Raw genomic sequence first — 21,024 nt, 5'->3', positions numbered from 1 at the left:
GTGGTGGGTTCCGAGATTCTAGGGACCGCCGCCCACCGGGACAGTAGTCGCCGGTTCCCCACCCCCGGACACCGCTCCCGAGCGTCCGGTTCGGTCGCGCACGTTCCTCACCAGGACCAACAACGCCAGCAGGGCATAATTCGGCAGAGAAGCGAGCGTTAGGTTTTGCCCCGCCGATATCTGACTCGTACCGAGCAAGTACATCATCATCCCCCGTTCCGCCCCGAGCACGAGCGAGGGGAAGTAATAATTCGGCAACCAGAGCAAAACAAAAACGACCCAGAACAGGATTCGCCACCCGATTCCGCGGACGTACTGCCATGCCAACGCGAGTGGGAGGGCCAACATTAAGAAGTAGTGCGGCCAAGTGATCGGCGAGGCGAGCATCATGCCGACAACGCACGCGGCGAAAGCCCGATCGTGTTCGAACTTCGACCGTGCCCCGACCGCTAGACGAACGAGCACTAGGACCACGATCAAGCGGGAGACGTAGGAGAACGCCAGCCCCGTCACGGGCGACACGGCCAAGGCATCGACGTGCTCGTTGGGGTGCGGGTTAAAGATTCGAAGCCAGAACCCCGCCAGCGACACGTTCTGTCGACTCGACTCGTAATTCACGATGCTGGGCACGACCTGCTCGACGTACGTGCGACAGTCGTCCACCCCGAGCACCAACAAGGCTACCCCTTGCAGTGCCACGAAGACGATCGTGCCGGCGGCGAGCGCCCGCCATCGACGGGAGGCCAGAAAGTACAGGAAGAGGAAGGCCGGGAACAGTTTCACCGCGACCGCGGCCCCGATCGCCGCACCCGCCCAGCCGAAATCGCGCCGGCCGTCGAAGTGCCACCCGAGGGTGATGAGGGTCATCAGAATGATGTTTAACTGTGCGTGCTGGAACTGAGAATAAATCGGGTGACAGGCCAACGTCAGGGCGGCGGTTGGGAGAACGGAGGTGGCCGAAAACGGCATCCCAATTCCCCGAACGATCAGAACCAGACTGAGAACGAACAGCGGCACATTTGCCAGGTTCCACACCAGTTGCGCGTCGCGAAAGCTCAGCGTTCCGAGGGGCAAGGCCAGCAAAACGGAGACGGGCGGGTGGGCATTCCAGGGAAGCAGTCGTGCGGCCTCTTCGGCTGGTATCCCGAGGTGTTCTTGAGCGATGTCTCGTTGCGGGGCGTACGCTCGACCGCCGTGGGCAAAGTTGCGGGCGGAGAGCCACTCCTGATGAAAGTCGCCGAGTTTATTTGGTGGCGGGCGGAAGGCTTCGAGGTAGTGTGGGCCGTAGGCGGCTACACAGATCAACAAAAAAAGAAACCAGCGAAGGATTCGCCACTCGGACCAGGTCCGAGTGGCGGGGGTTAGCGGGGCGAGATCTTCGCTCATGTTACTTCCGCTCTTGCACGAAGACGTGGACGCCCTTCTTGTTAGATGTGATCACGTCGAGCAGCCCGTCGCCGTTGAGGTCCGTCACCTCGAACTGCGTGCCGATGCCGGAGTTGTCGTCGATGACGTTCGGCGTCAGGGTCACGAGGCCGTCGGCCCCCTTCGTGTTCTTGAACCAGTAGAGCATCGCCGGGCCGTTCGCCCCCGGTTCGGCCCCGCCGTGGCTACCGAACCGCTTGCCGGTGATGAGGTCCGGGCGGCCGTCGCCGTCGATGTCCTGGAAGTGGGCCGCGTGCGTCTCGCTGACCAGCTTCGGGAACAGGTCCATCTTCTGGAACGCCGGGGACTCGCTGCCACTCGCCGGCCGCTGCTTGTGCCACCAAATGCCGAACTTGTGGGCCGACGTGCTGAGGACGTCGGCCTTGCCGTCGCCGTCCATGTCCACGGCGTACATGTCGGCGGCGGCTTCGCCGAGGTTGGCGGGGTGGAACGCCCACGGCTTGCCGGCCCCGTCGAGGGACTGCGGTTGCTCCCACCAACCGCCGGTGCAGATCACGTCTTTCTTGCCGTCGCCGTTGATGTCGCCGACGCCGAGGCCGTGACTGTACCGCATCGTGCCGGGGATCGGCTTGCCGGGTGCGCTCGCCTCGCTGATCGGGTGGACGTCCCACGGGGCATTCGGATCCTTCTCGTTCGGCGTGAAGTAGGCCATCTGCCCCTCGTTGCCGTCGACCTTCTTGTTCTTCGGCTGGAAGCCCATGATGAGGACACGCTTGCCGGTGCCGAACAGGTCGGTGTACAGCGGCGTCTCGTTACACGCGCTGTGGCCGATGACGTGCTTGGCCCAGTGGCCGTCCTTGCCCTTCGGGTTCTCCAGCCAGTGGCACGGCTCGCCCGGGAAGTCGATCACGATCAGGTCGGGGTAGCCGTCGCCGTTGAAGTCGTCCGCCCAACAGGCGAACGAGTGGCTGTAGTTGTTCCCCTTGCCGTCTTTGCCGAGGCCCATGTAGTACTCGCCCGGCTTCTGCATCTCGTGCGGCTTCCAGTCGGGGGCTTCGTACCAGAACTCGCCGTTGAGAACGTCCTTCTTGCCGTCCTTGTTCACGTCGGCAACCGCCACGCCTTCCGCGCGGAACTTGGCGTCGAGGACGGTTTTCTTCCAGGTGATCTTGGGTTCGTCGGCCGCGTGAGCGCCGCCGAGGGCGGCGACCGCGACCAGCGTGGAGAGCAGGAAGCGCATGAGGATGATCCTGTGAAAAGGAAGTGGGGCGGGGTTGGGAGTGATTATGGTTGTTTCGACCGGCGGAAGCAAGCATCCGGTTCGAAGTTTGACAGGGGCCGTTCCGCGGCATACCCTCCGGTATGGCGTCTCGGCGGCAACAGTGGTGGCCTTACCTCGTCGTGTTCCTTCTGGCGGCACTCCCGGCCGCGAACACGCTGATTCCGACCGTCGAGCACGACACGTGGTGGCACCTCCGCATCGGGAAGTTCATCGCGGACACCGGCACGGTCCCGCAAACCGACCCGATCTCGCGCATTGGTCAAGACGAGAACGTCCCCTGGCGGGCGTACAGTTGGCTCTATGAATGGGCCATCTATCAGGTTCACGCCGTCGGCGGCGTCACCGGCATCATGTGGTTCCGCACGCTCCTCGCGGCCGGGTCCACGGGCGCGGTCTTCGCCTTCATCTTCCGTCGGTCCGGGCTAACGCCGACGGGGCTGATGGTGGCGGCGGGCGTCGTCGTCCTCGTCATGCCAATGGCCCCGGAACGGCCGTGGCACGTCACGATTGCGTTCACCACGATGACCCTGTGGGCAACCATTGCTCTCCGCGACGGAATGCCTGCCCGCCGCGCGTGGTGGCTGATTCCGCTGTTCGCGCTCTGGGCGAACCTGCACATTCAGTACGTCCTCGGTTGGGGAGTCCTCGGTCTGGCGTGCCTCTTCCCCGGGCAGGCGAGTCGGCGGCAGTTATCCGTGCTGCTCGTTGGCACCGTGTTGGCCACGATTGCCAACCCGTACCACGTCCATCTCTTCGAGGTCATCTGGGAATACGCCACGCAAGCCGCACCGCGGTCGCTCGTGCAGGAGTTATCGGCCCCCGATCTCGCGAGCCGATGGACGGTGGCCGTTGCGTCATTGATTGTGTGGGCGGTGGTGAAGTGGTTCGGCCGCCGGCCGGTCGATGGGTTCGAATTGGGTCTGCTGCTCGCCGGGGCGTTCCTCGCCAGCCGGATGTACCGCGACCTGTGGTTCGGTGCCCTCGCCGCAGCCGCCGTCATTCGCGACGCGGGTGAAGAGTCCGTCCCTCGGCCCCGGACGCGAACCATTGTCGGCATCGTGTTCGCGGCGTTCTTGCTGTTGCGAATCCTGAACTCCGTCGGTCTGCTCGCCGACACCGATTATGCCGCGGCCCACGCGAAGAAGTACCCCGTTCACGCCGCCGCGTTCCTCCGCGAGACGCGGCCGCCGGGGCCGATCTTCAACGACTTCGACTGGGGCGGGTATCTCGCGTGGGAACTGCCGGAGTACCCCGTCTCGTTCGACGGGCGGACCAACCTCTACGGCAACGAGCGAATGACGCAGTCCTATCAGACGTGGTCCGTCGAAGACGGCTGGAAGACCGACCCCGACCTGCGGGTCGCCAATGTCGTGCTGGCCCAGAAGGGGCGGTTGTTCGAAACGACTCTTCGCGAACAGTCGGACCGCTGGAGGCTGATCTTCGAGGACGACATCAGCACCGTGTTCCAGCGGACCGCCCCGTAAATCAGTTCCCGAAAATCCACGCACCGGCCTGCTGAACCGCGTTCGGGGCCGGCACGACGGCGGCCTGACCGCTCTTCACGACCGCGTCCCACTTCTGCGGGTCGTTCGGCAGCGATTGCCCCGTGAGGTTGACCAACCCCTCGTGAGCGCGGTCCGCCAACGCCGGGTCGCGGGTCTTCTCGGCCGTCAGCACGCCTGAGAGGGCCGCGACCGATTCCGGCGTTCGCAGTTGTTTGAGGCCGCGGACGGCCGCGAGGCGGGTGTCGCGGTCGCCCCCGCCGGTCTTTTCCGTGCCCGCCGCCACCTGCGTGAGAAGCCCGACGGCTTCCGGCTTGCCCGTGTTTGCCAGGGCTTCCACCGCTCGACTGCGGATGACACTGGCCACGTCCGGGGCGAAACCGGACGGTCCGGACAGCGACGCCGATCGGTCCATGGAACCGAGTTCGCGGCCGCCGGACGTCAGTTGCAACCCCGTAAGAGGGGCGTCCGTTTTGGGAGCAGATGTCCCGCCCGACTGGTAGTACGCGGCGGTCAGACTCTTGACCGCCCGCACGTCCTGGAACCGGCCGAGGGCGTCGATAGCGGCCACGCGAACAACCGGGCTTGGGTCATTGATGGCCGCGTCGGTCAGCAATTTCAACGCTTCCTCTTGTTCGTCGGCCGAACGCCCGTTGGCAGCCGGCTCCTTCAGCTTCTTCATAGCCCCCGCACGGTCGTCGCCTTCGGGACTGGTCCGCATGACCGTCAGCGGGTCGCGGCGGTCGAACATCACGTCATACGGGTGGTCGCGAAACTTCCGGCTGCTCATTTTGTCCCAGGCGCCGGTACAGCCGCTCAGGCTCAGGCCGACGGCGAAAAGCACGAAATTTAGGACTCGCCGTGGCATGGGCCGCTCTCCGCACTGGTCCGTCCGAGTAACAAGTGGCCGGGGAATAACGTCGGACCTTAAGGGAGTCAACCGGAACCCAGTCCCGATCTGCCGCATCTGCCGGTCGTACCGTTACCAGACGCGGCTATTTGGTACCCACCTCTGATTGCGTCGGGGTGCGAACCTGCTAAATTATGATGGTTGTGCAAACCCCGATCCTGGCTGCCGCGAGTGGAGTTTGGAATGTCCGCGCCAACCGATGCCGCCGAATTCGCGCAACTCGTCGTCCGCGTCGGCATCGTCGATGACAACGCGGCCAAGGAGTGCCTCTACGAACTCGAAGACCGCACGCGGCCGCCGGTGGACATGGCGAAGCTCCTGGAGCGCAAGGGCCTCATCACGCCCTTCCAAAGCTCGAAGCTCGTCAAGGGCGACATGGACGGCTACATCCTGGGCGGCTTCCGGTTGCTGTACAAGATCGCGTCCGGCAGCTTCGGCCGCGTCTACCGTGGCGACGACCCGCGAACCGGGCAGATCGTGGCCGTGAAGGTTCTGCGGCGGCGGTGGACCGAAGACAAGAAGCGGGTGGAAATGTTCGAGCGGGAAGGCCGCATCGGTCAGACGATGCAGCACCCGAACATCGTGCAAATCCTCGCCGTGAGCAAGGACCAGACGACAGGCCAGTACTTCATCGTCATGGAATTCGTCGAGGGGGGCAACCTCCGCGACATCCTCTCGATCCGCAAAAAGTTGGAACCGGCCGAGGCCCTGCACGTCATTGAGGAGTGCGCCGCCGGCCTCGCCTACGCCCAGACCCGCGGGCTGACGCACCGCGACATCAAGCCGACGAACATCCTTATTTCCACTGACAAGATCGCGAAGCTCGTGGACTTCGGGTTGGCGGAAATTAGTCAGGGTGCGGCCCTGATGACCAGCAAGGAACCGGGCCACGGCGACGACGAAGTCGATCGCACGGTCGATTACGCGGGCCTGGAAAAGCTCACCGGCAGCAAGAAGGGCGACCCCCGCAGCGACATTTACTTCCTCGGCATCGTCCTGTTCGAGATTATGACCGGTCACGCACTGTTGCCGCGGACCCGCGACAAGCAGGTGATGCAGATGCGGACTCGGTACGAACTCGACGACACGATCCGCAAACTCGGCATCGAGTACGACCTGCCCGGCAACGTCATCAGCCTGATCCTGCGGATGTGCGCCTTCGAGCCGAGCGCCCGATATCAAACCCCAGCGATGATGCACGAGGGGGTCAAGACCGTCGAGGCCGAGCTGAAGGGTGGGTCGGCGGGAACCCGTTCGCACCAGGCGAGCGGGCCGCTGACGATCTTCATCGCGGAAGACCACCAGAAGTTGCAGGACGTCTTCCGCCAGCAATTCAAGAAGCTCGGTTTCCGCGTCCTCATCTCGATCGACCCGAGCCAGGCCCTCACCCGCTTCAAGCAACAACCCTACCACGCCCTGATTATCGACGTGGGAACCGTCGGCCGCGAGGGGATCGAGTCTTACGAGAAGGTGTTGCGCGAGGCGGACTTGTTGCACCTAGACTTCGCGGCCGTCTTGATCTTCAACGAAGACCAGAAGGGCTTCGCATCGAGCGTTCGGGAACACCGCAACGGCGTCGTGTTCGTGCGGCCGGTGACGATGAAGCAACTCTCGGCCGCCATCCGCGACCGCTTGAACGTGGACGGAGAGAACCACGACGAAGAGGGGGAGGCCGAGTAGCCGTTACTTCTTCGGCACCTCGCGGCCGATTTGCTTGAGCATGAGTTTCATGTCCTCCCAGCATTCGAGCTTCGCCTTCCGTTCCGCTTCCCCCTGCCCTTCCAGCCGCATGATGTACGATGGGTGGTACGTGCAGACCACCGGCACGCCGTTGTACTTGTAGACCTGCCCCCGCATCCTCGTGATGCCGGTCGCGGTGTTGAGCAGGTTCTTCGTCGGCACGTTGCCCAGGCAGAGAATCACCTTCGGCTGCAACAGCTCGAGTTGCCGGTCGAGATACGGCCGGCAGTTCTTGCACTCGTCAACCGCCGGCGTGCGGTTGTTCGGCGGCCGGCACTTCAGCACGTTGCAGATGTAGATCTCTTCCCGCTTCAACCCGGCCGCGGTGATGATGCGGTTGAGTAGTTGCCCGGCCTTGCCGACGAACGGCTCGCCCTGTCGGTCCTCGTCCGCACCGGGGGCTTCCCCGATGAAGCAAATATCGGGACGATCCGGCCCGACGCCGAAGACCGTCTGCGTGCGGGTGGCGAAGAGTTCCGGGCACTTCTTGCACCCGCGAATCTCGTCGGCCAACATCGTGAGTTGCCGCCGCGTATCATCGACGCCAACGGAGGCCGTCGTGACATCGTCGAACAGTGAGGTCGAAACAGGTTCGGTCGTGGCAAACGGGTTTTGTTCGAGGCGAATGGGAGTGGGCGCGATCGCCGGCAGGAATTCGATTCCCGCCGCCGCGAGTGCGTCCAGGCGCTGTTTCAACTGCTTTTGAAGTGGCGAGAGGTCCATAGTGGGTAGCCGAAAGCCTCGGCACGATGGTGCCGGGGCTTTCGCGTTTTGTTACTTCAACACCGGCCCGACCAACTCTTGCAGCCGGTTCAGGCCCAAGCGGTAGCAGAAGTCGCCGAACAGTTCGCCGTCCTGCCGCTCGGCCTTGAATGCCTTGAAGATGTTGCCGAGTTTGGCCGGGATCTGATCAATCGGCACACTGTCTTGCAGCTCGAAGTTCAGCCGCCGGCCAAAACTATCACCGCCGATGTACATGGTGTACTTCGGCCCGGCCCGGCCCACGAGGCCGATCTCACTCTGGAACGGCCGGGCACACCCGTTCGGGCAGCCGGTCATCCGCACGCTGATTTGCTCGTCGGCGAGGCCGAGTTCCGTCAGGATCGGTTCGAGCTGATCGACCAAACCCGGCAGCGACCGCTCGCTCTCGCTGATCGCGAGGCCGCACGTCGGGATCGCCGGGCAGGCCATGCTCCACTTCTGAACCATCGACAGGTTTTCCGGCTTCGGGATGCCGTACTCGTTCAACAGGCTGTCGATGGCGGACTTGTTTGCCCCGTCGATTTCGCCGAGCAGAATGTCCTGCTGCGTGCTGATGCGGACGAGACAGTCGAACTTGCTCACGATGGCCCGCAAGCCGCTACGGAGGCGGTAGTTGCCCTCGTCCTTGATACGACCGTTCTCGACCGAGATGCCGAGAAAGAACTTGCCGTTGGCCTGCTTGTGCCAGCCGAGGTGGAGGTCGACGTTCGCGATCTGCGCTTCCCGCACCGGCTTCAACGGCTTCTTCCAGTAGTCGCGCTCGAACACCTCGCGGAACTTCTCGATGCCCCAATCGTGGACGACGTACTTGAACCGTGCCCGCTTGCGGTCCGAACGGTTGCCGTGGTCGCGGTACAACCGCACAACCGCCTCGGCCGCCTCGACGACTTCGTCGGGCGTCAGGAAGCACGCCGCTTGCCCGATCAGCGGGTAGGTGTCCGGCTTCGCGTTCGAGTTCCCCTGCCCGCCGCCGACGTACATGTTGTACCCGATCGGTTGGCCGTTCTCGCGGATGGCGAGGAAGCCGAGGCACTGCGCCAAGATGTCGATGCAATTGTCGTCCGGCAAGGCGAAGCCGATCTTGAACTTCCGTGGCAGGTAGATGTTGCCGTAAATCGGCTCGGCCACTTCCGGTTCGGGAAGGGTTTCTTGCTTCTCGCCGTTGAGCCAGATTTCGTGGTACGACCCACCGCCGGCCCGCGGCGCGAGGTGAGCGGCGACCTTGTCGGCGAGTTCCTGCATCTGCACGCGCGTCGCGTCGCCGGTCGGTGCCGGGCAACAGACGACGTTGCGGTTCACGTCGCCGCACGCCCCGAGTGTAGAAACGAAGGCCGCGTTCATCTCGGCGATGGAGTTCTTCAGGTTCCCCATCAAGATGCCGTGGAACTGAATGCTCTGCCGCGTCGTCAGTCGCAGGGTGCCGTTGGCGAACTTGCCGCAGATGTCGTCCATCGCGAGGTACTGCGCCGACGTCAACTTCCCGCCCGGCAGTTTGAGCCGGATCATGAACATGTACGCCTTGCTGCCGGCCGGCTTGTCACGCTTCTTGCGGGCGTCCCGGTCTTCTTGCTGATAGCTGCCGTGGAACTTCAGCAATTGCATCGACTCGTTCGAGAAGTGGTCGGCCCCACTCACGAGTTCCTCGGCGAGTGTGCCCCGCAGGAACCGGCTACTCGTCTTGATGCCTTCGACCGGGGAAGGCTTGGGTACGTTGTCGTTCGACATTGCAGGAGGTATCCATCCAGCCGAGGCTGGGTTAGCGAACAGTGGCCCCGTTAGGGTCAACCTATCATCGTCGGCAAATGCTGACAACACGGATCAGTATATTCTACCAATCCGATCGGCATGATTAGGTAGAGGCTCGCCGATTGTGAAGATGGGTAAATGATCCGGACTGCCGTAACAAAAAATGAGACGGCTGCCCTGTCAGGCTAAGGGGTGCTGAAGGTCTGGGCAGTCTCCCTCCGATGGTAGACGAGTAGCATCAACAACACGATGGCCGACTATGGGGATCGACTACCGTGACGGACCGCGCAACACCGACGAACTTGACACTTGGATTCCTGACCGTCCTGACGGAAGCGGGCGGTTACCTCGGCGGCTATCTGGTGACAAACGCCTGGGGTCGGCCGCTCGAATTCCGGCTGACGACCAGCGTGCAGCCGAACCGGGTGCAGGAAATCCTCTACGGGGCCACACTCAGTGAGTACATCCTCGCCGACCTGATCGGCAAGACGCTCATTGAGAAGACGGCCACGCAACCGAGCCTGATCGTGGCCGACACGGCGGCGCTGCTGCCGCTGCGGGCGCGGATCGACGTGCCGGTGATCGCCCTGCCGAACGACAAGAAAACGCACGCCGACGCACTGAGTCTGAAACACTCCCGCGCTAAACAGCCCATTCTGTACCCGGTGAAGTTCTCCGACGACGGCCCCCGGATCCAGCAGTTGCTCGACGCCGTCGATCAAGCCGTGGAACTGAGCGAGCCGTTCACGCGCGTCCGGGAGGCGATCACGGAAGCCCGCAAGATGGGGGTGACTAGCCGTGCCGCCTGAAGGACTCGGACCGCTGACGTTGCAATCGCTCGCGCTGCCGGCGCTGGAGGGCGGGGAGTCGTTTCAAACGATTCCCGTGAACCTCGACCTGACGCCGGACGTGGTGCCGGTGCCGAAGTTCAGCGAGCAGATCACGGCCAACGTCAAGGAAGCCCGGTTGCTCTCGCACACGCCGTGGGTGCGGCCGATCGGCAAGTTAGAGATCACGGTCCAGACGGACGGGTGGAAGTTCCCCCGGCCGGCGGTCGAGTATTCGACGTTAGCCAAGCCGGCTCGCGAACACCCGGACCGACCCGCCGGGCGACAGGTCGTGAATCTGGCGAAGGCCGACGACCCGAACGCCCGCGTTCGTACCCGGCCGACGGCCGACCACGTTCTCTTCAAAGACCGCCTACTGTACTTGTTGCAACCGCCCCTGGATGGGCTTTTCGACGGCCGCCAACTCGAAGTGCCGTTCGAACCGTTCCCGTACCAATTGGAAGGCATCGCGTTCCTGATGCCCCGCCACTCGGCCTTACTCGCCGACGAGATGGGCTTGGGCAAAACCGCCCAGGCCATCCTGGCGATGCGGCTCATGTTCCACCAAGGGCTGCTGAACAATGCCCTGATCGTCGCGCCGAAGCCGCTGATTCACAATTGGTGTCGCGAGTTGAAACTGTGGGCACCCGACATCCCGCACGAGTGCTTCGGCGGCGACACTGAAGAACGCAGACGCATGTGGACCGTGTCGAACTGCCCGCTCAAGATCATCAATTACGAAACGCTCACCCGCGACTGGGAGATCGTCGCCGATCCAAAATTGATCTTCGACCTCGTGGTCTTGGACGAGGCCCAGCGGATCAAAAACCGCGGGTCGAAGACCGCGCAGATCGTGTGCAGCATCAACCGCCGTCGCAGTTGGGCGATGACCGGCACGCCGATCGAGAACCACCCAGACGACCTCGTGAACCTCTTCGAGTTCATCGACTCCGGCCGCGTACCGCCCGATTGCCCGCCGAAGCAACTCCCCGGCCTGACGAGCGACACGATCCTGCGTCGGACGAAGGACGACGTACAGTCGGACATGCCGCCGAAGATGATCAAGGACGTGGAAGTCGATTTGACGCCGGCCCAGCGGGAGGCCTACGACCGGGCGGAGAACGACGGCGTCATCCAACTGAACGAGCTCGGCGACACGCTGACGGTGCAGCACGTCTTCCAACTCGTGATGCGGCTGAAGCAGATTTGTAACTTCGACCCGCTCACCGGCGAGAGCGCGAAGCTCGAACAACTGGTCCACGACATGGAAGAAGTCGCCGAGAACGGCCGGAAGGCGATCATCTTCTCTCAGTGGGTCGAACCGCTGTTGGTGATCGCCGACGCCCTGAAACCCTACGGTCCGCTTCAGTACCACGGCCGCATCCCGCAACAGGAGCGGACGCCGATCCTCGACCGCTTCAAGAACGATCCGGACAGCCACGTCATCCTCATGAGCTACGGCACCGGCAGCGTCGGGCTGAACCTCCAGTTCACGAACTACGTGTTCCTGTTCGACCGCTGGTGGAACCCGGCCGTCGAGGATCAGGCGATTAACCGTGCCCACCGCGTCGGCCAACGGCACCCGGTCACGGTGACGCGGTTCCTGACCGAGAACACCATCGAGAAGCGAATCGCCGGCGTGCTGGACGCGAAGCGGAAAGTGTTCAACGACGTGCTCGGCCAAGCAGACAAGCCCGCCTCGCTCGGACTGACCGAGGGGGAAATCTTCGGCCTGTTCGACATCCAATCGCGGCCGAAAAGGGGTTAGCACGACCTCGCGGGATGAGATTTTGCATTTCGGCCGCCGGTTCTGCAAACGGCCCGGTTGACGGACACGCCCCTCGGTCCTATTTTTGTTCCTTCTTCAGTCACACAGTCATTCGAGGAGGTTTTTGACGATGAAGTTTGAGGAGGCTGTGGCAGAGTTGCAGGCCAAGTACCCGAAGGCCGACCTGAGTCCGTCCGTCAAGCACGGGAACGGCTTCAAGCGGGCGACCCGGGTCGATTTCAAAAAGGGTAAGGGCTGGATGTACACCGGCCAAGACGGCGATGGGACGGAAGTGCTGGTGTATTACAACGACAACGACCGCGTGATTTCTTGCACCGAGATCGGACCCGACGAGGACTGAGCTAAAAGGCCGGGTTCTGCCGGCCCGCTCACCGCGAGTGGGTCGGCTAGATCTCGGGCGGGATGCCCAAAATGCCCAAGGCGTACTGACTGATGAAGCCGCAGTGCGTGCAGGCCACCACGACCGTGGGAAGGATTGCGCCCTCGGCCTGAATGACGATGTTCGCTTCCGCCACGATCTCGAAGTGCTGGAACTCACATCGGGCGCACGGTTTCGTTGCCCCCTTCGCAATCAAGGCGCTGATCAATTGTTCCCGCCGATCCTGGTCCATGTCGAATTCCCTCCGGCCCGAATTTGCCTGGCGGTGGCATTGTCGGGTCCGTTCGTTTTACGACCCGCGGAAGCATGTGCCAGATAGACCGCCTACCCAACCCGTCCCCATGCCAGCCGGTGGTGCGAATCTCCACACCGAGTCTGCCGGCAAGGTTCGTTGTCGGCCAAGTGTCTCGGCGTCGACGGCTTCCCCGTGTCGAGTAGCGCCTCGCCCCGCCGTGCCAATTCGCCTTAGCATCGAACGAGTATCACGTAGGCCAGCGCCGCCAGGAGTGCTCCGCACGGGACGGTGCTGACCCAGGCGAACAAGATTTCCGCCACCTTGCGCCAGCGGGCTTGCCGGGAGGCCATACCCATCCCCAGGAGCGAGCCGACACTGACGTGGGTCGTGCTCACCGGCAGGCTGTGAAGGCTCGCCGTCGTGACCAACCCGGCGGTGACCAGACTGGCGGCAAAACCCTGACCGGGGTTCATGCCCGTGATTTTCTTGCCGAGCGTTTCCGCGACCCGGTCGATGTCGAGAAGTCCGCCCATCGCGATTGCCACGGCGACAATTACGAATGCCCAGTGGACTCCCAGCCCCGGCACGGCGAGCAGGAGTGCGACCATCTTCGGCGTGTCGTTCAGGCCGCGGGCGAAGCTCGCGGCCCCGGCGCTCAGGAAGTGCAAGGTGTCCAACAGTGGCGTGCGGTGATCGGGGGCAAGGCGGAGCGATTTCAAGGTCAGGTAGACCACGGCCCCGGCCACAGCGGCCACGGCCGGGCTGAAGAAGAGTGGGTAGAGAAAGTTCGAACCCAGAGCTGCGAATCGCACCTCGCCATTGCCGGCCAACCCCGCCCCGAGCAACGCCCCGACCAAGGCGTGCGTCGTGGAGACCGGGAACCCGAAGCGGGTGGCCAGGAAACTGGTTAGCGCCCCGCCGATGGCCACAGCACACACGAATTCCGGCGAAGCGACCAATTCGTCCGGGACGATCCCCCGACCCCGGAATGCGATGAGCAAACCACTCGTGAGAAACAACGCGGCGAGGGAACCGGCGAACGTCGTCGCCGTTCCCCACAGTGCGGCCTGACGGAGCGTCGTCGTGCCACTGCCGTAGAGCGACGCCACGCCCTTGAAGTTCGCGTTGGCACCGTTGGTGAACGCGACAAAGAACGCGGCGAGGCAAAGGATGACGAGGATCATGGGAGGGCTTACTTCGCCTTGTTTTCCTTCGTCTCGGCCGGGTGTTGCTTGAGCGAGGCGTATTCCTTCCACGACCCTTCGTAGAGGCGGACGTTCGGGTACTTCGCCACGTGCTTCAAATAGAACCGCAGCAGGCTGCCCTCGCGCGAGGTGCCGCAATACACGAGGATTTCTTTGTCCGTCGTCAAACCAGCGGCGGCGAGTTCGTTCTTCGTCTTCTCGAACGGCTTGAACTCGTGCGTGTTGTCCGTCGCCATCAGCCGCGCCCAGTGGAAACTGATCGCGCCGGGGATGTGCCCCTTCCGCAGCCAGATTTCGTCGTCGCCCAGGTACTCGTTGTGCGGCCGGGCATCGACCAGGACCGCCGTCGGCTTGCGGGTGAGGACGTCATCGACGTTAAGCGCGATCTCCGGCTTGCCCTTCTCCGGGAGCGTGCCGGTCGGGTTACCGAAATACTCTTGCGTCACCGGCAACTTCGCCGCCTTCCAGCCTGGCAGACCGCCGTCCACGATGCGGATGTTCTCGACGCCGAACTTTTCCAAGACGTAGGCGACCATGCTCGCGCTCAGGATTTCGTCGTTCGGCAGTTTCTCGCCGGTCGCGTAGATCAGGTGCATCCGGTTCTTGTCGATCCCGGCGCGGACGAGCAGCGCCTTGGTCAGGTCGTCCGGCAGGTACTGCACAGGAACGCCCTTATCAGTGCCGCGGAGCGTGTCGAAGTTCAGGTGGTGGGCGGTCGGCAGGTGACCGCGGAAGTAGTCCTTGTACCCGCCGCGGGTGTCCAGCACGATCGGCCGCTTGGCCGGATCGGTGGATTCGATTAACTTCTGGGCTTCGGCCGGCGAGATGATGTCGATGTCCGCCCGCGCGGTCGATCCGAACATCGCGAACGCCAGCATCAGAAACAGCGAGCAGATTGTGAATCGCAACGATTGCATTGGAGAGCGAACTCCGGCCAGTGGTAATTCTTGCCCAGGCGTTAAGATATTTCCTCGCCGCCTCCTGGACACGGAACTGTCAGAGAGTGGCACGGAATTCTCTCCCTGCTTGCGTTTAGAACTCCAGTTGCAACCGGCCGAACACCTCCCACAGCGTCGCTTCTTTCGCCGCGTTCGGGGCGGGACGGTAGAAGTCGCCAGTGAACAGCACGGCCGAACCCGTGTCGAGTTTCATACCTCCACCGAAGTCGATGGTGAACATTTCCCCGATTTCGGTGCCGATGTCCCGCGAACCGTTCGCTGGATTGCGGACGGCCGACTGCAGGCACCCGGCGGTGGTCGTACTCAGCAACCGTTTCGCCAGCGGGTACTCGAACTTGCCTTGTGCGGTCAGCAGACCGAGGCCGCGGTTTTGAAGGCTCACGCCGAGGTCGGCCACGTCGCCGGGACCGTTCGGGCTGGTAAGTTGCAGGTAGCTCCAGTAACCCTGTGCCCCGAAGTTATCCCGGTACGACTGGGCGACGGTGCGGAACTCCCCCGACCGGCCGTTGCCGGGGTCACTGTCCCCGCTGGCGTAAAGAATCTGTGTGCTGAGCTTCCCTTCGCCGATCTTCAGCGGGCCGGCTTGCAGCCAACTCGCCCACCCGGTGTTCCGGAACCCGGTCGGCCCGAAGTCTGCCCGCCGGCCGGTGTTTGCCAAAACGAACCCAGCGAGCGGCAGCGTTTCGCTGTCCCACTTCGCCCGGAGTCCGAACCACGATTCGACCGAGTATCGGTAGGCCGCGACGGTCGGGAAGGAGTACCCCCCACGGTCGTACAGGACGTAGGCACTGGCCCCCACACTGAACTTATCCGTCAGCGGTTGGTCGGCATCAAACGCATACAGGACCGCGGAGTGCGTTCCCGCCGACGGGGCGGGGTTCGAGGTTGCGAATGCTTGATCGGACAGCAACAAGGTGGCCGCCGACAATCGGAGGCCGTTCAAAGCCGGCGCGACCCTCACCCAGTCAATGCCCGCGACGTTGAAGTCGTAGTTGGAACTGGCGAGCGTGTCGTTGAACGAGTCGTGCCAGTCCAGGAAGCCGACGCGGACCTTGCCGAGGTCTTCGTCCTTGTAAGCCAGCCACGCCCGCCGCAGTTCGATGCCCACCCGGTCGCCGACCACGGAAGTAAAGTTGCCGATGAAGTTCTTGTTGAAGTCGTAGTTCGTCCCCCAGTTGATGCCGCCGACCTGCATCTGGGCGTAGCCCTCAACGTGCTCATTCGGCGAGTACGTGAGCCAGAGACGGTATCGCTGGTTCACGAACGCCCGACTCGGTTGCTCCGGCAACAGCGACGTGGGGTGAAACGGGAAGTTGTTCGCGTCCCCTTCGATCCGGAACTGACCGCCCAGGCGAAACTGATTCCAGTCATACGGCGTCGAGAGTGGCTGGCCGATCGAGACGGCCGGGGGTGGTTGGCGGACCGAGGACGGAAACTGAACCGACGGGTCGGCATCTGTCCGTTGCGACGGTTCGGCTAGCAACGGACTACCCACGCCGATCGGTGCCGGTGTGGTTCGCGGCACCAGCGGAGTTGTCGGTTCTAGCACCGAACCCGACTGTGCGATTGCACTCGGGGCTAACGCCACCAGAATGATTGCAGCGGACAACAGCGGGCGCATACGATCCCCTTTGATTCGCCTCTCCCTTTCCCCCGGGGCGGCCATATCCACGACCGCAAAACAATACAAGGCGAAGCCTTGTCACGCGGGCAGTTATCATTTTCCGCTGGCAGGCACGATCCTCGGTGACCGCCGGCGGGCAAATTTTTCCAGGAACTGTGGCTTTTCACGGGCGTTGATGTTATCGTAATTGTGTTAATCCTGCCTGCCGCTTCTCTCCCGCCTGATTCCTCCCGCCTGTTCTCTTTCGGTGAGTACCCGAAATGTCCTGGCCCCGTACCGTGTTGGCACTTCTCGTTGCGCCCCTCTTCGCCGACCGATTGACCGCCGCGGACGACCCGAAAGCGGTGGAGTTTTTCGAGGCGAAGATTCGCCCCGTTCTCGTCGAGAAATGCTACAAGTGCCACTCGGAGAAGGCGGCCAAGGCCGATAAGTTGCGTGGCGGACTCCTGCTCGACACTGTCGCCGGGTGGCAGAAGGGTGGCGACACCGGCAAGGCCATTGTGCCCGGCAAGCCGGCCGAGGGGACGTTCCTCAAGTCGCTCCGGCACGAGGGCGAAATCCAGATGCCACCGGACGGTAAACTGCCGGCCGCGGTCGTGGCGGATTTCGAGAAGTGGATCAAGGACGGCGCGGTCGATCCCCGCACCGACACGACAACCACGGTCAAAGCCGCCGGCCTCGATCTGGAGAAGGGCCGGCAGTTCTGGTCACTTCAATCGCCGAAGCCGCAGACGGTGCCGACGAATGCCGAGCAATCAAGCATCGACCGCTTCGTTCGCGCGAAATGGGACGAGAAGGGGCTTCGACCCGTTCCCCAGGCGGATCTGCGGACGCTGGTCCGTCGCGTCACGTTCGACCTGACGGGGTTGCCGCCGACGCCGGAAGAAGTCGAGGCGTTCGTTGCCGACCAATCCCCGAAAGCGTGGGAGAAGTTGATCAACCGCCTGTTGAAGTCTCCGCGGTACGGCGAGCGGTGGGGCCGGTACTGGCTGGACGTGGCCCGCTACGCGGAAGACCAGGCGCACACGTTCGGCGTCACGCCGAAGAAGAACGCCTACCTCTACCGCGACTGGGTGATCCAGGCGTTCAACGACGACATGCCCTACGACCAGTTCGTGCGCTTGCAGGTCGCCGGCGATCTGATGGCCGAACCGAAGGACGACCTCTTCAAGCGGCTGGCGGGTATGGGCTTCCTGGGCCTCGGAGCAGAGTACTACAAGAACACCGCCCGCGAGCAAGCGATTGCCGAGGAACTCGACGACCGCGTGGACACGCTCACCCGTGGTTTCCTCGGCCTGACCGTGAGTTGTGCCCGCTGCCACGACCACAAGTTCGACCCGATCCCGACCCGCGATTACTACTCGATCGCCGGCATCTACTACGGCTCCAATCTCACGCAATCGCCCCTCGCCAAGCCCGACGAGTTGAAAAAGTACAACGACGCGCAGGCGAAAGTGACCGCGGCCGAGGAACTCGTGAACCACTTCCTGGGTGACGCCGGGAAGGCGGCAGCGAAAGAAGCGGCGGCGCTGACAGCGAAGTACCTCGAAGCGGCCCACAAGATTCGCACCGCGAAGGCGAGGCCGCAGGAGTTCGTCTCGAAGGATGGATTGAACCGCTACTTCCTCGACCGTTGGGTGAAGTTCCTCGACCCGGCGAACGCCTCGAAAGCGCCGGCCGTTTTCAAGGACTGGTTCGCGCTGAAGGCCGACGCGAAGCCGGAGGAAGTCGGCACCGCGGCCGCAGCGGTTCAATCGAAACTCGTGTCGGTTGACGTGCCCGACATCGTCCCGGTCAAGAACAAGAAGTCGGCCGGGAAGACCTCCGATCCGCTGACGAAGGCGATGTTCCTCGACGCGACCGCTCCGCTGTTCGTCGCGCCGGCCGACGCGGAAAAAATGTTCGTGACCGCGGACGTGAAGCCGAAGCTCGCCGAACTCCGTGGCGAGGTGGAGAAGCAGAAGAAGGCATCCCCCGTCGCCCCGCTGACGGCCCACATCGTGTCCGGCGGCGAGCAAGGCATGAAGGTCTACATCCGCGGCAACCCGGCCACGAAAGGTGAGGACGCGCCGAAGGGCTTCCTCCAGGTACTGTCGAAGACCGACGCGAAGCCGGCGGCCAAGCCGTTCACGCGGCTCGACCTCGCGAACGCGATTGCCAGCCCCGACAACCCGCTAACCGCCCGCGTCATCGTCAACCGCGTTTGGGCGTGGCACTTCGGCCGCGGACTGGTGAACACGCCGAGCAACTTCGGTTCGCTCGGCGACCGGCCGAGCCACCCCGAATTGCTCGACCACCTCGCCGTCGAGTTCGTCAAGAACGGCTCGTCGTTGAAGTGGCTCCACAAGCAAATCCTGCTCACCAACGTGTACCGCCTCGCGGCCGAGCCGAACGCGGACAACAACAAGACCGACGGCGGCAACGTCTACCTCTGGCGCGGCACCCGCAAGCGGCTTGACGTGGAAGCGTGGCGGGATTCCCTCCTCGGCGTCAGCGGCAATCTCGACGAAACACTCGGCGGCCCGACGTTCGACCTGCGGGACGCGAACGCGAAGCGGCGGACGGTGTACGCCAAGATCAGCCGCCACGAACTCGACGGCCTCCTGCGGCTGTTCGACTTCCCCGACGCGAACGTCACGGCCGACCGCCGGAACGTCACAACCGTACCGCAGCAGCAACTCTTCGCCCTGAACAGCGAGTTCATGATCGCCCAGGCGAAGGCCTTCGCGAATCGGCTGGAAAAGCTCGGGAAGACCGACGCCGACCGCGTGACGGCCGCGTACCACCTCGCCTTCAACCGCCCGCCGGAAGCGAAGGAACGGGAGTTGGCCGTCGCGTTCCTCAAGATGCCCGCCAAGCCCTCGGACACCCTCACCCGCTGGCAGCAGTACGCTCAGGCGTTGCTCGCCAGCAACGAGTTCCTGTACGTCGACTAACCACCCAACGCGGAACGGACCGATGAATTTCCAGATGCCTTTCACCCGCCGCGAATTACTCGCCCGCACCGGTACGGGGTTGGGCGCGCTCGGCCTCGCGAGCTTGCTCGCTCAGGACGCGACGGCCGAAGCGGCGAGCCCGCTCGCCCCGAAGGTGGCCCACTTCCCGGCGAAGGCGAAGCACGTCATCCACTTGTTCATGAACGGCGGGCCGAGCCAGGTCGATACGTTCGACCCGAAGCCGGCCCTCAAGAAGTTCCACGGCCAACAGCCGACGACCGCCGGGCTGAAGACCGAGCGCAAAACCGGCGGCCTCTACCAGTCGCCGTTCGCGTTCAAGAAGTGCGGCAAGTCCGGGATCGAGGTCAGCGAGATCTTCCCCGAGATCGGCAAGTGCATCGACGACATCTGCGTCATCCGGTCGATGCACACGAACATCCCGAACCACGAGCCGGGGTTGCTGCTGATGACGTGCGGCAACACCCAGCCGATCCGCCCGAGCATGGGCAGCTGGCTCCTGTACGGCCTCGGCACCGAGAACCAAAACCTGCCGGGCTTCGTCGTCCTCTGCCCCGGCAAGCCGGTCGTCGGCCCGGCCCTGTGGAACAACAGCTTCCTGCCCGGCGTCTACCAGGGCTGCCACATCGCGAACCTCGACCCGAAGCGGGTGATCGACCACATCCGCAACAAGAACCTCACGCCCGAGACCCAGCGGGAGCAACTCGACCTGCTGAACGGCCTGAACAAGATGCACGCCGACAAGCGAGCCGGCGACGACCAACTCGACGCGCGGATTCAATCGCTGGAGATGGCCTTCCGGATGCAAACCGAGGCGACCGACGCCTTCGACGTGAGCAAGGAGGCGACCAAGACCCGCGAGGAGTACGGCAAGGGGTACTTCGCCGACGCCTGCCTGACCGCCCGCCGGTTGGTCGAGCGCGGCGTGCGAATGGTCCAGGTCTTCTACGGCAGCGGCCAGCCGTGGGACGACCACGGCGACATCGAGAAGGGCCACCGCACCAAAGCGGCCGACAGTGACAAGGCCGTGGCCGCGCTGTTGCGAGACTTGAAGCGGAGCGGGCTACTCGAAGAGACGCTCGTCCTGTGGGGCGGCGAGTTCGGCCGCACGCCGACGAGCGAAGGGTCGAACGGCCGCGACCATAACCATCACGGGTTCAGCGTCTTCCTCGCCGGCGGCGGGGTCAAGGGCGGCATGGCCTACGGCAGCACCGACGAGTTCGGTTTCTCCGCCGTCGAGAAGAAGGTCCACGTTCACGACCTGCACGCCACGATCCTGCACCAGATGGGGATCAACCACGAGAAACTGACCTACCGCTACAGCGGCCGCGACTTCCGCCTGACGGACGTTCACGGCGTGGTTGTGAAAGACATCCTGGCCTGAGTCGATAACAAACCGCCAAGAGGCGAGCGGGTGGCGTAAGCCCCCTGATTCTGGGTGGGATACGCACCAGAATCAGGGGGCTTACGCCACCCGCTCGCCTCGTTTTCTACCATCCCTTACTCGACTTCCGCAGTTGGCTTTGGGAATCTCCCCCTCTGTGGGAGTTGCCATCCTCGTCGACTGGGTTCTTCAAAAGCACAGTTGGCCCGCCACTTGTTAGGGGAGAATCCGAGACACTTTGCACCCCGTGCCGAGGGCATGGTCGCCGGGTAAAGTGGGCAGACCGCACGCAATCGCAGCATTTGCGCTGGCCCGGTTGAAACCAGAGTGGTCGATTTCG

At 63.5% G+C, this 21,024-nt stretch carries 16 protein-coding genes; 7 read left to right on the top strand and 9 right to left on the bottom strand.

Annotated features, from left to right (window positions below):
* Positions 1-18: 18 nt before the first annotated feature.
* Together PX52LOC_RS24970 and PX52LOC_RS24965 are read right to left on the bottom strand one after the other, a co-directional pair.
* Positions 19-1,386 (bottom strand): glycosyltransferase family 87 protein, encoded by a 1,368-nt coding sequence (locus tag PX52LOC_RS24970; RefSeq protein ID WP_149112634.1) that lies wholly within the window; start codon positions 1,384-1,386, stop codon positions 19-21.
* A 1-nt stretch (position 1,387) separates the two neighbouring features.
* Positions 1,388-2,626, bottom strand: coding sequence for an FG-GAP repeat domain-containing protein (locus PX52LOC_RS24965; RefSeq protein WP_178132570.1), 1,239 nt, complete (start codon positions 2,624-2,626; stop codon positions 1,388-1,390).
* 122 nt (positions 2,627-2,748) lie between these two features.
* On the opposite strand from PX52LOC_RS24965, the gene PX52LOC_RS24960 reads away from it, so the two are divergent.
* Positions 2,749-4,152, top strand: a complete 1,404-nt coding sequence (locus PX52LOC_RS24960; protein WP_149112633.1) for a hypothetical protein — start codon at positions 2,749-2,751, stop codon at positions 4,150-4,152.
* A 1-nt stretch (position 4,153) separates the two neighbouring features.
* On the opposite strand, the gene PX52LOC_RS24955 is transcribed toward PX52LOC_RS24960, so the two are convergent.
* Positions 4,154-5,038: a HEAT repeat domain-containing protein gene (locus PX52LOC_RS24955; RefSeq protein ID WP_168219192.1), complete on the bottom strand. Its 885-nt coding sequence runs from the start codon at positions 5,036-5,038 to the stop codon at positions 4,154-4,156.
* A 225-nt stretch (positions 5,039-5,263) separates the two neighbouring features.
* On the opposite strand from PX52LOC_RS24955, the gene PX52LOC_RS24950 reads away from it, so the two are divergent.
* The gene (locus PX52LOC_RS24950) at positions 5,264-6,760 is read left to right on the top strand and encodes a serine/threonine-protein kinase (protein ID WP_149112631.1); all 1,497 of its coding nucleotides are present in this window, start codon (positions 5,264-5,266) and stop codon (positions 6,758-6,760) included.
* Between the two features lie 3 nt (positions 6,761-6,763).
* Here PX52LOC_RS24950 and PX52LOC_RS24945 read toward each other — a convergent pair whose 3' ends face one another.
* Positions 6,764-7,543 carry a uracil-DNA glycosylase gene (locus PX52LOC_RS24945; protein WP_149112630.1) on the bottom strand — a complete coding sequence of 260 codons (780 nt, stop codon included), beginning with the start codon at positions 7,541-7,543 and terminating at the stop codon, positions 6,764-6,766.
* Between the two features lie 51 nt (positions 7,544-7,594).
* Positions 7,595-9,307 carry an NADPH-dependent assimilatory sulfite reductase hemoprotein subunit gene (locus tag PX52LOC_RS24940; RefSeq protein WP_149112629.1) on the bottom strand — a complete coding sequence of 571 codons (1,713 nt, stop codon included), beginning with the start codon at positions 9,305-9,307 and terminating at the stop codon, positions 7,595-7,597.
* Positions 9,308-9,603: 296 nt separating this feature from the next.
* Here PX52LOC_RS24940 and PX52LOC_RS40930 point away from each other — a divergent pair, with 296 nt between their 5' ends.
* The 3 genes from PX52LOC_RS40930 to PX52LOC_RS24930 all read left to right on the top strand — a co-directional run bounded on the left by PX52LOC_RS40930 (position 9,604) and on the right by PX52LOC_RS24930 (position 12,284).
* Positions 9,604-10,137, top strand: a complete 534-nt coding sequence (locus PX52LOC_RS40930) for a hypothetical protein (protein ID WP_168219191.1) — start codon at positions 9,604-9,606, stop codon at positions 10,135-10,137.
* Positions 10,127-11,923 carry a DEAD/DEAH box helicase gene (locus PX52LOC_RS24935; protein ID WP_149112628.1) on the top strand — a complete coding sequence of 599 codons (1,797 nt, stop codon included), beginning with the start codon at positions 10,127-10,129 and terminating at the stop codon, positions 11,921-11,923. The genes PX52LOC_RS40930 and PX52LOC_RS24935 overlap by 11 nt, the downstream gene beginning before the upstream one ends.
* A 130-nt stretch (positions 11,924-12,053) precedes the next feature.
* Positions 12,054-12,284 carry a hypothetical protein gene (locus PX52LOC_RS24930; RefSeq protein ID WP_149112627.1) on the top strand — a complete coding sequence of 77 codons (231 nt, stop codon included), beginning with the start codon at positions 12,054-12,056 and terminating at the stop codon, positions 12,282-12,284.
* 46 nt (positions 12,285-12,330) lie between these two features.
* Here the strand turns inward: PX52LOC_RS24930 and PX52LOC_RS24925 are convergent, their stop codons facing one another.
* The 4 genes from PX52LOC_RS24925 to PX52LOC_RS24910 form a co-directional block, all read right to left on the bottom strand.
* Positions 12,331-12,555 (bottom strand): hypothetical protein, encoded by a 225-nt coding sequence (locus PX52LOC_RS24925; protein WP_149112626.1) that lies wholly within the window; start codon positions 12,553-12,555, stop codon positions 12,331-12,333.
* A gap of 233 nt (positions 12,556-12,788) precedes the next feature.
* Positions 12,789-13,742, bottom strand: a complete 954-nt coding sequence (locus tag PX52LOC_RS24920) for an inorganic phosphate transporter (RefSeq protein WP_149112625.1) — start codon at positions 13,740-13,742, stop codon at positions 12,789-12,791.
* An 8-nt stretch (positions 13,743-13,750) separates the two neighbouring features.
* Positions 13,751-14,680 (bottom strand): sulfurtransferase, encoded by a 930-nt coding sequence (locus PX52LOC_RS24915; protein WP_149112624.1) that lies wholly within the window; start codon positions 14,678-14,680, stop codon positions 13,751-13,753.
* A 115-nt stretch (positions 14,681-14,795) separates the two neighbouring features.
* Positions 14,796-16,247, bottom strand: coding sequence for an alginate export family protein (locus PX52LOC_RS24910; RefSeq protein ID WP_149112623.1), 1,452 nt, complete (start codon positions 16,245-16,247; stop codon positions 14,796-14,798).
* A gap of 359 nt (positions 16,248-16,606) precedes the next feature.
* On the opposite strand from PX52LOC_RS24910, the gene PX52LOC_RS42820 reads away from it, so the two are divergent.
* Positions 16,607-19,282 carry a PSD1 and planctomycete cytochrome C domain-containing protein gene (locus PX52LOC_RS42820; RefSeq protein ID WP_246173460.1) on the top strand — a complete coding sequence of 892 codons (2,676 nt, stop codon included), beginning with the start codon at positions 16,607-16,609 and terminating at the stop codon, positions 19,280-19,282.
* A 34-nt stretch (positions 19,283-19,316) separates the two neighbouring features.
* Complete coding sequence (locus PX52LOC_RS24895; RefSeq protein ID WP_149112622.1) at positions 19,317-20,684, top strand: DUF1501 domain-containing protein; 1,368 nt, start codon at positions 19,317-19,319, stop codon at positions 20,682-20,684.
* Positions 20,685-21,024: the final 340 nt, after the last annotated feature.

The organism is Limnoglobus roseus, from assembly GCF_008254045.1.
Classification (GTDB): Bacteria; Planctomycetota; Planctomycetia; order Gemmatales; family Gemmataceae; genus Limnoglobus; species Limnoglobus roseus.
Note: the sequence above shows the minus strand (reverse complement) of the source record. Positions and strands in the feature narration are given on the sequence as shown.